This window comes from Allocellulophaga tsushimaensis, assembly GCF_055383085.1.
Window position 1 is genome coordinate 2,740,647 of record NZ_AP039451.1, and the last position, 12,065, is coordinate 2,752,711.

Consider the following 12,065-nt stretch of genomic DNA (forward strand, 5'->3'; position numbering starts at 1 on the left):
AAGCCTACAATAATCTTATTTAATTCAATTCCATAATTAGTCTTTCCATAGAATTAAATATTTTCATATTGTAAGGAATATTATTAGAAATGTATTTAGTCTGGTGTCCTACCATCCATAACTTATATTGTCCACTTTCACCAAGTTTAGAATTAAAATCAGAAATGTATTTTTCGATTTTATCTTTTGTGGGTTGTATGGTAAGATTAGATAAGAAATATAGATTATCGTAATACTTCGTTAAATCTTTTAAACCTTCTAAAGGAGTTGTTTGCCCTAGGTAAATAGTTTTGTAACCTCTTAAGATAATTTCGTAGTTCAGATATAATAATCCAATTTCATGAATTTCGTTTTCTGGCAAGAATAATACGAATACTTTATCTTTTCTTGTGGGTTCAGCACTTTGAAGTTTTTCGGTATTAATTATTATTTTTTGTTTGATCAGATTTGTAATAAAATGCTCATGAGAAGGACTTATGGTATTCGTCTGCCATAAAAGTCCTAATTCATTAAGTAACGGTATAAAAACTTCATTAAAAATCTCTCTAAAAGATTTATCTACAAAAAGAGAATTGTACGTATTAAAAAATAGCGTCTGATCAAAATTAATCATGGCCAACTTAAAAGCATTAATAACATGATTTTTAACACTGTTTTTGGCAACGATTTCTTTTACAATAAGTGGAATATCAGACTCAGGTATTTTTGATATTTTTGATATTTTATAACCATTATTGTATAACAAAGTTATGTTTAATAGTTTTTGAAGACTACTTAAACTATATGTTCTAATATTTGTATTAGTACGTTCTGGTGATAGTAAATCATATCTTTTTTCCCATATTCTTATGGTATGAGCCTTGATGCCAGATAAATTTTCTAAATCACGAATGCTAAAAGATTTTTTTACGTTGTTCATGTTTTTTATAAAAAAGTTAAACAAATTTAAACATTAAATTTGTTTAAGCCTCAAAGTTTAACATTAAATTTTATAAAAAAAAGGGGTTACGTATTAACTTTCAAGGATTTATAAAATAAAAAAGCTTCAACAAGTGTTGAAGCTTTGTGCCCACGACTGGAGTCGAACCAGCACATCCATAAGAATACTACCCCCTCAAGGTAGCGCGTCTACCAATTCCGCCACGTGGGCATAATTTTATTATAGTATTTAAAAGACTATTTTAAATAAAAAAAGTTAAGTACAAGACTTAACTTTTTGTGACCGGGCTGGGGCTCGAACCCAGGACCCTCTCCTTAAAAGGGAGATGCTCTACCAACTGAGCTACCAGGTCATTTATATACAATTTTTGCTAAATAACTTCCTTCTTAGCGGGTGCAAATATAATGGCAATAATTTATTTAACAAGGGCTTTTTTTATTTTTTTTTATTTTTTTTGAAATCAATTTAATTTACTTCAATTTTGCACAAAATATTTAATATGAAAGTAGTGTTGGTAGGGTATATGGGGAGTGGTAAAAGTACCATTGGTAAATTAATAGCAGCAGAATTAAATAGTACGCTTATAGATTTAGATGACTATATAGAAAAACAATTGGACATGACCATACCTGCTGTTTTTGAAAAAAAAGGAGAAATTTTTTTTAGAAAAAAGGAATATCAGTATTTACAGGAACTTTTGTCTAAAGAAGAATCTTTTGTACTCTCAACAGGAGGAGGTACACCGTGTTATAGTGGAAATATGGATACCATGCTCAGAGAAACACCACATGTGTTTTATTTAAAAGTATCTATTATGGGCTTGGTGGAACGACTTTCTAAAGAGAAAGCACAAAGACCCCTTTTAAAAAGTATAGCTAATGAAGATTTACCTGAGTTTATAGGGAAACATATTTTTGAACGAAATAATTTTTATTTACAAGCTAATCATATCATCTCTTGCGATGCAAAAACTCCAGATACTATCAGCAAAGAAATCATCCGTTTACTAGACTAGGTAAACGGCATCTCCATTTGTTTTTAGAGTAACTTCAACTTTTTCTTGTAAAGAGGTAGAAAGTGAAATACCTTTATAATCAGCTTTAACAGGGTATTTTTTGTGATTTCTATTCACAAGAACGGCGGTTTTTAATTGCTTTAAGGGAACCTGTAAAAAATGATAAACACCATAAATTAAGGTTGTTCCAGAATTTAAAACATCATCAACTAAAACTACGGATTTGTTGGTGTAACTGTCTTTTGAGAGCGAGGTTTTAATGACACTAGATAAAGGATTTTTTTTATCGATACTAACTTTGCATAGTACTATTTCTGCTGTAGTAATTTTTTGAAGTACTTTTTGAATTTTTTTTGCAAAATTTAAACCGCCGCCTTCTATACCAGCAATTATAATTTCTTTTTCATCAACGTTAGCCTCATAAATTTGATAAGCAATACGACTTATTTTATGCTGAATTTGTTGATGGGTCAGTATTTTATTTTGCATAAGTTACTTATTTGTAAGAACAAAGATAAAAAAACCGTTTAATGGAGATCTGAAATGTGATTATTTAAAAAGTCAAATTTCATTTTCATCAATAAACTCAAAAGAATCGTCTATATAACCATCAATATCTCTTCTATCTTTTTTAGTGGGTCTTCCCATTCCTTTTTTTCTATAATAATCTTTAGAGTATTGAAGCATTTCATTAGTTTCAAAAGCTGTTTTTGGTGTAGTATCTTTTCTGTAAATGTCTACAAGTTTAGCACCAACCCTGCTTTTAGGAATATCTAATACTGTGAGTTCATAGTTTATTTGGTTTTTTCGGACCATAATTTTATCCATAGGTAAAACATCTCTGGCTGGTTTTGCTACGGCATCATTTAATTTAACATGCCCTTTTTTACAGGCTTCTGTCCCCATATTTCGAGTTTTAAAATAACGAGTACACCAAAGGTATTTGTCTATGCGCATAAACTATTGTAATTCTTTCTTAATCTCTTCTGCAAAAATAGTGGAAAATTGTATCTTGCGTTGCTAAAATTAAAGCAATAAAATGAAAAGAATATATATTCTGTTACTAGTGGTAATAAGTTTTTGGTCTTGTAATAATGATGATGATGACTTTACAATTCCTCCTCCTAGAGAATTAGCTGAAGTATTGGTAGAAAATGAAGCTGAACTTGAGGCGTATTTGAATACCCATTTTTATAATTATGAAGAATTCCAAAATCCTCCAGTAGATTTTGACTTTAGAATTGTAATTGACAGTATAACTGGTGAAAACGCTGATAAAACACCTTTGGCAGATCAAGTCCAAATGAAAACGCTAGATGTATCTATGGAACAGTTTGGTACAGAAGAAGAAGGTGTAGTTTCTCATAAATTGTATTATTTGGTTGCAAAAGAAAGTATAGGGGAAAAGCAACCTACTGTTGCTGATTCTGTTTTTGTTCGCTTTCAAGGTGTACTATTAAACGGAGATATATTTCAACCACAAACCCAGTACAACTGGAATCATTTGCCAGATAATATTAGAGGGTTTTACGAAGGTGTTGCCAGTTTTAATATTAATGGAGATATAGATCCAAATCCAGATGGAACGGTATCGATTGATAATACTGCCATAGGCTTAATTATTATGCCTTCTGGATTAGGTTTTTACAACCAGTCTAGAACTGGTATTCCTTTATATAGTCCTTTAGTATTTAAAATTGATGCTGCTTTATTCGTTGAAAATACCGATTTTGATAACGATGGTATCCCTTCTATTTTGGAAGATTTAAATGAAGATGGAATAGTTACTAATGATAATACCAATTCAGAAGAAGAGGAGGAGCAGCAACTACTAAGTAATCTGCCTACCATTTTCCCAAACTTTGCAGATCCTGATGATGATGGAGATGGTACGCCTACACGAGATGAAATATCTGATGCAGAAGGGAATATCATGTTACCGTATCCAGATGCTAATAATGATGGAATACCAGATTATTTAGATCCGGATGTAGATTAGTTAAAATTTCCTTATGATACGTGTACGTGATACTTACAGCTAGTAGTAGCACTGTAAAACTATTCTAAACTTTTTGAGTTTAAAATAGTTTTAGTACTAAAATATTAAATAATTTAAAAAAGCAATCTGAAATAAAAGAACAGATTGCTTTTCTTAGTTAATGCTAAGCTTTCTTCTTCTTTAATTGCTTTCTAATATAAAAGAATATAACTAAGGCAATGATGAGTATAGGCCAAATATAGAATATACTAAGAACAATGCTTTCCAGAAATTTCCAACTAAAAGAAAATCCATCTTTAGCCTTTTCCCAAAAGGCTTTATGATATGCTTTAGGTTCTTCTTTATACCTTACCTCTTCATATAAATCTATTTGAATAGTGCTGTAGGCAACTTTATTAGTGAGATAATTAAGTCTACCTTTAGCGCGCTCTATCTCTTCTTGGATAATTCGTAATTTATCTTCTGTGGCAAGAATCTCCTCTACAGTTTTTGCGTTTTTACGTAGAATAGCTTCGTAACGTTTTTTTACTGCTTCTTTTGTTTTTAATCTTGTATTTAAGTCTATGTATTCTTCAGAAATATCTTCCGTAGTTATATTTTCGTATTCTATAAATTCTGCAACGTTTCCAAGAGAATCTAACATCATATCAAATGCTTTTTGAGGAACTTTAACAGTAAATCTATTTTGTATTTGATATAAGTTATTTTGAAAACGTAAATCTGAGATATATGCTTTATTTTGATGAGCAATTTTTTTAATTTGATTTGTAGCTATTTTTACACTTTTTACTTTGTATTTAACATTAGCTGATTTTATTATTTTTAAATTTTGAGGTATTGTACTACTTGTACTAGGCCGCTCTTCCACTGCTTCATATACTTCGCTAATAGCAACAGATTCCATAACTACATTATCTTTATATGGAGAAGATTGATTACAAGAAATAAAATAAAATAGCATTATGTTTAATGCTATTATTTTAAATGTATTTTTTACTGATTTTACTTTCATAATGTTTTATTTTTAATGATTAAGAATCAAACATAAAATGCTGAGCTAAAATCTAGTTGTAAAATGCTTGTAAATCAATTGTAAATTGTTTTTTAAAAATTAAATCATTAAAAATCAGAACATTAAATTAGTTGACTTCGGAAAATAAATATCATTTTAAACTCTTAAAAAAAGAGATACAAGCTACTTTTTTAAAAGAAAAGAGTATTACGATACCAATAGAAGATTGGAAAGGAGAGGATATTAGTTTGTTTCAAGAAGATTTATTTCAGAAAGTAAAAGCAAAAGTTAGTGAAAAATGGTTTTATACCTATTTTAAGAACAATAGTTCTAAATTACCTAGAATTGATATGCTTAATATGTTAAGTAAGTATATTGGATATAAAAATTGGAATGCCTTTAAAACAAACCACCCAATAGCGGCAGAAAAACCAAACAAGAAAAAGCCTAAAATACTTTTACTTTTAAGTATAGTAGGAGTCCTTATTATTAGTGCGCTATATTTTATTTTAAATACAAAAAACGACTTTCATTTTTGTTTTAAGAATGCAATAGATGGTAGTTCAATTGTAAATTCTGAATTAGATATAAAAGTAGTTCATGATACCGAATCTCCTTTATATTTTAAAACAGATAGTTTAGGTTGTTTTTCCTTTAAAACTATTGAAAAACGAATAACTTTAATAGTCCAATCGCCATATTATAAAACGGACACTATAGTAAGGAATATTGCGTATAATGGTAATAGTATTGTAAAATTAGATGCTGATGATTATGCATTAATGCTACATTATTATACTAGTGGAAATGTGAAAGATTGGGAAAAACATAAAAAAAACCTAAAAAAACTTATTGCAGATGACGCTATAATTTATCAGTTATATGATGGAAATATTGGAATAGAATTATTTTCTAAAGAAGATTTTGTTAGAATGCTAACGATCCCGACAAGTAGCTTAAAACGAATTAAAATTTTAGATAAAGAATTTGAAGATGGAAAGATTGTAAAACTAAAATTTGCTTTACGATGAAAAAAATAATAACAGTATTGCTGGTTTTACTATTGTTTTCTTGTGCTAATTCAGAAAAATACAAGGTAGAATCAGAATCTAATGTAATGGAAATTGAGGCCTTACCAGAGAAAGCAGTAGTTTTCTCCAAAGAACAATTCGTTTCTCAAAAACTAAAAGAGTACTTTGAGTTAACACAATTAAAAAAAGCACATCCAGAGTTTAAACAGGATATCACGAATCAGTTAAAATCAATACTAAAAGATAAGAGCGCAATAGACAGAGTAATTGAATACGATGCAATAGAAAATATTAGAATAGCAAAAACGGATACCATTTCAGATGCTATTCAAAAAATGAAATTGTATTATGATTTTATGGTGGAAGGAAAAACATATAGAGATTCTATCAATGCTTATATAAATACAAAGATCATTACAATAGAAGGAAGTGAAAAAACAGCCACTAAAATTACTTTTTTGCATTTTTAAGCGAATAAAAGCAGAGAATTTCATATTTTTTCTTTTTATTTGTTACTTATCAAACTAAAAATCCAATGATCAGAATAGTTTCTTTTTTCGCTGTAGTACTATTAATAGTATCATGCAGTAGTGGTGTTGATTTAGCTATAGACAATCCAACTGAATTTCCTGTAACCGTAAAAATAGATACCTTAGAAGTAGAAATACCTGGCAGAGAAGTAGTTTGGGTAGAAATGGGAAAAGGAGAACACCAGGTTACTTTGGAGAATGACAGTGTGATAAAATTTAACTTTACACAACCTGTGTACATGGTTAACCCAACTTTAAGTGAGTATTTAGAGATGGAAGAATATTATGGAAGTGAATCTTCGTATAGCCTTAGTCAATTAGTAAATAATAAAAAAGACTCGGTAGATTATATGGGCTTTCGTTTTCCAGGAAATTATGCGGTTGTTAAAGATGTTATAAACCCAATTACTTGGGATTATGGCCCTAGAGAAGTATTACCGCAGTCTGTAGAAGTAGATTCATATTCTAGTTATACCATTCTTAAAAAACTACTCAGTCCTCAAGAATTTATAGATATGGTTAGTGAAAGCTATAATCAAGAATAATAATTATATCTTTAAAATTAGTATATTTTGTATATAGGAATGCACGCTACTTGGGATGTTTATAATGCTGATGCTGATGCACTTTCTTATATTCCGCACATCAAAAAAACGCTTCATGAGGTTACCAAAACCTTAAATTTAGAAGAACTTAACGAAGCTTTTAAACAGTTTGATCCTGTAGGTGTTACGGGTTTTATTTTGTTAGCAGAAAGCCATATAAGTGTGCATACATGGCCCGAACACCAATATGCTGCCGTAGATGTATTTTCTTGTAAACCTTTTGATGTTACCATCGTTACAAATATTTTAAAGAAGATGTTATCCTCCGACAATATAAAAGCAAATGTATTAGAACGAGGAAGTTTAAAAATGGCCAAAGATGCTTTATTACCTAAATAATAAAGTGCGACATAAACTCACAATCATCAGTAATAATAGTACTTTTCTGAGCTCTTAAATTTAATGCCGAAGGTTTTTGTGTGTAGAACATGCCTACTTGATAGTAGTAATTTTCTAGATCTTGAGGCAATTTGTAATATTTTTGATACACTACATCTTGATTGGCATAATCTCCTTTAGAAGAACTAGTTTTTGCGCTTTTAATAGTAATGTTTTCTCCTAACCTTCCATAACAGGGTTTTATAACATATTCTGGAAATCTTGGTTTTTCTAATGAGGTTTCTGCAAAAACAGAATTACTAAAATTGCTCGTGATGTATGCCATAAATTTCTTGTTCTGCCACAAAGCTGTATAAGCAGGGTTTAAAACAGTACATAAATCTTTAGTAATAATTATGCTAAGATCTTTGGCAAGTTCCGTCTCTTCTGTAAACATCCAATCCCAAGGAATCATTTTAAACCAAATATCTGCTATTTGGTATTCGCCATTTATCTCATACATAATACCATTTTCATGAGAAAAAATAACATCTTCTAAATGGGTGTAAAAGGCCTTATAACCTTTTTCATACGCAATATCTAAAACACAATTTACATTTAGCACATCTTCTTTATAACCAAAAGAAGAACCTAAAATAAAAGGATCTGAATGATTTATAGTACTTTTTAGTTGTGATAGTGTATTACCAATGTCTACAGATAAGGTATTAAAATCGGTTGTTCCAGATTTTAACTCTTTATGTTGTAGCGATTGCCATAGCAGTGTTTCTGGGAGTGTACTGCAAGTATCTGCATTAAACTCAATAATTTTGGGATTGTTGGTTTTTAAGCCTCCATTAATATCAAACCTACCATATAAGAAAGGGTGTTTTGTTTTAGTAGCCCAACTGTGATAGATACATTCTTCAAAGAATTTTGGAATACCAAATTCTCCTAATTTATTTTCGTCTAAAATTTTCTGTGTGGCCTTTTCTACAATAGAAAAAGCTTCTTTACAAATGCGTTGAAAACTTTCATTTTCAAACCGATGAACACCCAGAAGTTCTTCTGAAAAATAATCTTGTTTTAAATACCAATGTAATTGGTGTGGAACGTCTTTCTTTTTTAATCGTTTAATTTCCTTAAAACGACTATCCTCCAAACGATCTAAACGATTTTCCCGACCCATAACCTTTAGATGATGCTCCTGGTACTTTTACTCTTCTTGAAGTAGCAGAACTTTTTAAATCGTTTTTAAGACCAGTAGACTTGTTATATGCAGCTGCATTTTTATAAGAACTAGAATTTGGAGAAACATTCCCTAAGTTTCTATTAAAATAAGATGCTGCTAATGAATAATATAGTATAGAACGTAAACCAGATCTATTTCTGTAGCCGTCTTCTTGAGAACCTTTATCTATTTTGGCTAAAGAAAGCGTATCTATCGTACCCTCTAAGTTGTGTACTATTGCAATAGAATTCTCTTTCTCATCAATAATCCGCTCATCAATAATCTTATATTCATCACCTGGTTCTATTTCTTCTACTTCAGTAATAGTACCTTTAGTTGCTTCATAGATTGTTTTATCTTGAGCATCTTTAATTCTGGGACTGCCATCTCCACCACAGCTAGAAGTTAATATCGCTCCAGAAACCGTAGCAGCTAACATCAATTTTCTGGAAAAAGCGAAGCCAGTCATTGTTTTTTTATTCATCTTTGGTGCATTATTTTGGTTCTAATCTATATCAAACATAAATAAATTATATGAGAAAGAAAATTCTTTTATCTTTTGCCGTTTTTATAGCTGGCCTATGTTCTATTATTTACGAACTTTTAATTAGTACTACAGCAACATATTTTTTAGGTGATGGCGTGCGTCAATTCTCTATTATTATTGGGATTTATCTTTTTTCTATGGGTATCGGTGCTTTTTTATCTAAATACCTAACGAATAAGCCACTTCGTTTTTTTGTACATATAGAATACCTTTTAGGACTAATTGGTGGTATTTCTGTACCATTATTATTTTTTCTCTTTGTAAATGTAAGCCCAATGGCACTCCAACTATTGTGTTTAGGGATTATTTTTATAATTGGTTTACTTACTGGTATGGAGGTGCCTTTACTAACTTTTGCATCAAATGAAGTAGATTTTAAAAACAACCTTTCTAATGTATTATCACTAGATTATATTGGAGGCTTATTAGCTACTTTATTATTTCCGTTTATATTATTACCATTTGTTGGACTATTCTATTCCTCACTTGTTTTTGGAATACTAAATATTATATTGGGTTTAGTCCTGAATCATTTCTTTTTAGAAAAATCTAAAAAGACATTAATTTTAGGAATCTTAGCAATGACTGTTTTAATAGGAATTGTTATTGCTGGTGGAAATTTGTTGAAAGCATGGGATGATGCTATTTATAAAAGCCCTATTGTTCTTAATACACAGACACCATATCAGAAAATAGTAGTCACAAAAAAACGAGAAGATGTACGCTTATACCTAAATAGAGTTATTCAGTTTTCTTCTGCTGATGAATACCGATATCATGAGCCATTAGTACATGTTCCACTAACATTACATCAAAACCCTAAAACAGTTTTAATATTGGGTGGTGGAGAAAATTTAGCCAGTAGAGAGGTGTTAAAACATACTTCAGTAGAACGTATAGATGTTGTAGATATTGATAGTACGATGTTTCATTTAGCAAAAAATAACAGGTACTTTAAAGCAATAAATGAAGGAGCAGCGACTCATAAAAAGGTAAATTTAATTGCAGACGATGCCTTTACATTTTTGCATAATACCGCAAATAGGTATGATATTATTATCGCAGATTTACCAGACCCTGTTAACGAAGCGATAGCAAGATTGTATAGCAAACAATTTTTTTTATTGACAAAAAGTAAGCTCAAAAAAAATGGATTGTTTGTAACACAGTCTGGAGAGATTTATTTTTCTAATACCGTGTTTAGTTGTATAAATAACACTATTTCCGATGTATATGAAAATAGTAAGCCATACCATGCATATATTCCTTCTTTTGGAGACTGGGGTTTTATATTAGCGAGTAAAAATAAAATTGATTATTCTGCTGTTACTAGGAGTTTGCCATTAGATTTAAAATTTTTAACGGAACAGCAATTTGCAATGGCTTTTCAATTTCCAAAAGATATTACCATAGCAGATACCAAAAAAAATACTTTGGATAGCCCTATTATTTTAAATTACTTTTTGGATGATTGGAATAAGTGGAAAACAGATTTGCAGTCTGGGACGAAGTGATTTATTATGAAAGACAGGGAAAAGAAAAATAAAGCTAAGGCAATATTTGTAACAATTTTATCAACCTTGCCTTTTTTCCTATTTCTCTATTTTTTTGATACAACTTGGCTTAATTTATTTATCACAAATAACTTATTTATTACAATTATGATATTGCTTTTTCTATTGGGAATGAGTATAAACTTATGTATTGTACATAAAAGAAAAAGAATTTCTGGGGTTTTTGTATTCAATATAATTATTTCCTTTTTTATCTTCTATTGCCTATAATTTGCATATTTAGTGTTATTGCTAGTTTACATTAAAATTATAATTTCTTAGTATTGATCTATTTTGTGTTGATTTTACAGTTTCATATAATTATAAGTTTTTACTCAAACTCAACTAAGGATATATTTTGCTTTAATTGTAAAATGCTCTATTTAAAATCTCCCAATTGGCAGAGGTTATAAATTGACTCATCCTAAGCTAAGCTTGAGTAAGACTTATAATTTATTAATAAGTCATGATATCATTGAATGAACTATATTAAATCTGTATATTTTCTAAATTGTACCCATTATTAAATTTCACATTCTTTGAAAATTGTTCTGTCCAAGACTCTTCTATTACATTTCCTTCCCAATCAGCAGGTGCATATTTACGATATGTAGGTAAATAAATTCCATCTACTTTGTCATATTTAACTTTTACTATATTTGGTTCAGTAAGACCAAATCCAGTAGCATTATATAGAAATTGATCTACTCTATACGTTTTTGGATTGATGTATAAAATATACCTGTCCTTACTTGATTCACCTACATTATCCCCAAAGCTCATCTCAACTACCTTATAATTTGTCCCATCTACATTTCTAGAAGGTAACATTTTGTGATTTACACCTGGATCCGATAACTTAAACATCATGGTAAACCAATAATAGTTTGTTTTTCTAAAGATATGACCAAGAAATGCTGGTTGTTTCTCTGTAATAACTTTATCATCTATTTTAGAAACTGAATTGTTACCATCAAAGAACTGTGTATATTTTTTACCAGGCATTTGTGGTAAAACATAAACTTGTCTTTTGGTATATTTAGCAAAGGATACTTCGCCATTAAAAATATACCGCTCTACAGAAACATCGGCTAAATTGTTATCCTTAACTTTAAATATATAATCATAGGATACATCTTTTAATTTATAAAAGGCTTTCTTGCCACCATTAGCTTCTACCACTTTATTAATCAATTTTTTTGCTTCTTGTGCCTGTGCTGTAGTTACAAATGTAATTAGTATTAATGTTAGGGTTTTGAAAATTATTTTTTTCATGATAAATTA

The 12,065-nt window shown here is 29.8% G+C and carries 14 protein-coding genes and 2 tRNA genes; 7 read left to right on the forward strand and 9 right to left on the reverse strand.

The annotated features are described in order from the left end of the window. Window positions 1-19: 19 nt before the first annotated feature. The 3 genes from ACZ451_RS11845 to ACZ451_RS11855 all read right to left on the reverse strand — a co-directional run bounded on the left by ACZ451_RS11845 (window position 20) and on the right by ACZ451_RS11855 (window position 1,292). Entirely contained in the window at window positions 20-919 is a 900-nt protein-coding gene (locus ACZ451_RS11845) for a MerR family transcriptional regulator (RefSeq protein ID WP_464212667.1), read from the reverse strand. A 147-nt stretch (window positions 920-1,066) separates the two neighbouring features. Next, window positions 1,067-1,150 (reverse strand) — tRNA-Leu (locus tag ACZ451_RS11850). Between the two features lie 69 nt (window positions 1,151-1,219). Beyond that, window positions 1,220-1,292 (reverse strand) — tRNA-Lys (locus ACZ451_RS11855). 147 nt (window positions 1,293-1,439) lie between these two features. Between ACZ451_RS11855 and ACZ451_RS11860 the strand changes: the two genes are divergently transcribed. Beyond that, a complete protein-coding gene (locus ACZ451_RS11860) occupies window positions 1,440-1,955 on the forward strand; it encodes a shikimate kinase (protein ID WP_464212669.1) in 516 nt (171 codons plus the stop codon). On the opposite strand, the gene ACZ451_RS11865 is transcribed toward ACZ451_RS11860, so the two are convergent. Next, a complete protein-coding gene (locus ACZ451_RS11865; protein WP_464212671.1) occupies window positions 1,947-2,444 on the reverse strand; it encodes a phosphoribosyltransferase family protein in 498 nt (165 codons plus the stop codon). The two genes, ACZ451_RS11860 and ACZ451_RS11865, sit on opposite strands and share 9 nt — an antisense overlap. A gap of 72 nt (window positions 2,445-2,516) precedes the next feature. Continuing rightward, on the reverse strand, window positions 2,517-2,912 hold the full coding sequence (locus ACZ451_RS11870) for an RNA-binding S4 domain-containing protein (RefSeq protein WP_464212673.1): 396 nt from the start codon (window positions 2,910-2,912) through the stop codon (window positions 2,517-2,519). An 82-nt stretch (window positions 2,913-2,994) separates the two neighbouring features. Here ACZ451_RS11870 and ACZ451_RS11875 point away from each other — a divergent pair, with 82 nt between their 5' ends. Then, window positions 2,995-3,954 carry an FKBP-type peptidyl-prolyl cis-trans isomerase gene (locus ACZ451_RS11875; RefSeq protein ID WP_464212675.1) on the forward strand — a complete coding sequence of 320 codons (960 nt, stop codon included), beginning with the start codon at window positions 2,995-2,997 and terminating at the stop codon, window positions 3,952-3,954. Between the two features lie 163 nt (window positions 3,955-4,117). Here ACZ451_RS11875 and ACZ451_RS11880 read toward each other — a convergent pair whose 3' ends face one another. Next, complete coding sequence (locus ACZ451_RS11880) at window positions 4,118-4,966, reverse strand: DUF4349 domain-containing protein (RefSeq protein ID WP_464212677.1); 849 nt, start codon at window positions 4,964-4,966, stop codon at window positions 4,118-4,120. Window positions 4,967-5,097: 131 nt separating this feature from the next. On the opposite strand from ACZ451_RS11880, the gene ACZ451_RS11885 reads away from it, so the two are divergent. The 4 genes from ACZ451_RS11885 to speD all read left to right on the forward strand — a co-directional run bounded on the left by ACZ451_RS11885 (window position 5,098) and on the right by speD (window position 7,471). Further along, the gene (locus tag ACZ451_RS11885) at window positions 5,098-5,997 is read left to right on the forward strand and encodes a hypothetical protein (RefSeq protein ID WP_464212679.1); all 900 of its coding nucleotides are present in this window, start codon (window positions 5,098-5,100) and stop codon (window positions 5,995-5,997) included. Beyond that, window positions 5,994-6,467, forward strand: a complete 474-nt coding sequence (locus ACZ451_RS11890; protein ID WP_464212681.1) for a hypothetical protein — start codon at window positions 5,994-5,996, stop codon at window positions 6,465-6,467. The genes ACZ451_RS11885 and ACZ451_RS11890 overlap by 4 nt, the downstream gene beginning before the upstream one ends. Before the next feature lie 65 nt (window positions 6,468-6,532). Then, on the forward strand, window positions 6,533-7,072 hold the full coding sequence (locus ACZ451_RS11895; RefSeq protein ID WP_464212683.1) for a hypothetical protein: 540 nt from the start codon (window positions 6,533-6,535) through the stop codon (window positions 7,070-7,072). A gap of 27 nt (window positions 7,073-7,099) precedes the next feature. Then, window positions 7,100-7,471 (forward strand): adenosylmethionine decarboxylase, encoded by a 372-nt coding sequence (gene speD / locus ACZ451_RS11900; RefSeq protein WP_464212685.1) that lies wholly within the window; start codon window positions 7,100-7,102, stop codon window positions 7,469-7,471. Here the strand turns inward: speD and ACZ451_RS11905 are convergent. Beyond that, complete coding sequence (locus tag ACZ451_RS11905) at window positions 7,464-8,639, reverse strand: glutathionylspermidine synthase family protein (protein WP_464212687.1); 1,176 nt, start codon at window positions 8,637-8,639, stop codon at window positions 7,464-7,466. The genes speD and ACZ451_RS11905 overlap by 8 nt on opposite strands. After that, window positions 8,602-9,165 (reverse strand): hypothetical protein, encoded by a 564-nt coding sequence (locus ACZ451_RS11910; RefSeq protein WP_464212689.1) that lies wholly within the window; start codon window positions 9,163-9,165, stop codon window positions 8,602-8,604. Before ACZ451_RS11910 ends, ACZ451_RS11905 begins: the two co-directional genes overlap by 38 nt. Before the next feature lie 50 nt (window positions 9,166-9,215). Here ACZ451_RS11910 and ACZ451_RS11915 point away from each other — a divergent pair, with 50 nt between their 5' ends. Further along, window positions 9,216-10,742 carry a polyamine aminopropyltransferase gene (locus ACZ451_RS11915; protein WP_464212691.1) on the forward strand — a complete coding sequence of 509 codons (1,527 nt, stop codon included), beginning with the start codon at window positions 9,216-9,218 and terminating at the stop codon, window positions 10,740-10,742. A gap of 528 nt (window positions 10,743-11,270) precedes the next feature. Here the strand turns inward: ACZ451_RS11915 and ACZ451_RS11920 are convergent. After that, on the reverse strand, window positions 11,271-12,056 hold the full coding sequence (locus ACZ451_RS11920; RefSeq protein WP_464212693.1) for a hypothetical protein: 786 nt from the start codon (window positions 12,054-12,056) through the stop codon (window positions 11,271-11,273). Window positions 12,057-12,065 lie beyond the last annotated feature (9 nt).

Excerpts from the sequence above, each read along its gene's own strand:
- ACZ451_RS11845 (WP_464212667.1), bottom strand. The coding sequence starts at position 919 with ATGAACAACGTAAAAAAATCTTTTAGCATTCGTGATTTAGAAAATTTA.
- ACZ451_RS11860 (WP_464212669.1), top strand. The coding sequence starts at position 1,440 with ATGAAAGTAGTGTTGGTAGGGTATATGGGGAGTGGTAAAAGTACCATT.
- ACZ451_RS11865 (WP_464212671.1), bottom strand. The coding sequence starts at position 2,444 with ATGCAAAATAAAATACTGACCCATCAACAAATTCAGCATAAAATAAGT.
- ACZ451_RS11870 (WP_464212673.1), bottom strand. The coding sequence starts at position 2,912 with ATGCGCATAGACAAATACCTTTGGTGTACTCGTTATTTTAAAACTCGA.
- ACZ451_RS11875 (WP_464212675.1), top strand. The coding sequence starts at position 2,995 with ATGAAAAGAATATATATTCTGTTACTAGTGGTAATAAGTTTTTGGTCT.
- ACZ451_RS11880 (WP_464212677.1), bottom strand. The coding sequence starts at position 4,966 with ATGAAAGTAAAATCAGTAAAAAATACATTTAAAATAATAGCATTAAAC.
- ACZ451_RS11890 (WP_464212681.1), top strand. The coding sequence starts at position 5,994 with ATGAAAAAAATAATAACAGTATTGCTGGTTTTACTATTGTTTTCTTGT.
- ACZ451_RS11895 (WP_464212683.1), top strand. The coding sequence starts at position 6,533 with ATGATCAGAATAGTTTCTTTTTTCGCTGTAGTACTATTAATAGTATCA.
- ACZ451_RS11905 (WP_464212687.1), bottom strand. The coding sequence starts at position 8,639 with ATGGGTCGGGAAAATCGTTTAGATCGTTTGGAGGATAGTCGTTTTAAG.
- ACZ451_RS11910 (WP_464212689.1), bottom strand. The coding sequence starts at position 9,165 with ATGAATAAAAAAACAATGACTGGCTTCGCTTTTTCCAGAAAATTGATG.
- ACZ451_RS11915 (WP_464212691.1), top strand. The coding sequence starts at position 9,216 with ATGAGAAAGAAAATTCTTTTATCTTTTGCCGTTTTTATAGCTGGCCTA.
- ACZ451_RS11920 (WP_464212693.1), bottom strand. The coding sequence starts at position 12,056 with ATGAAAAAAATAATTTTCAAAACCCTAACATTAATACTAATTACATTT.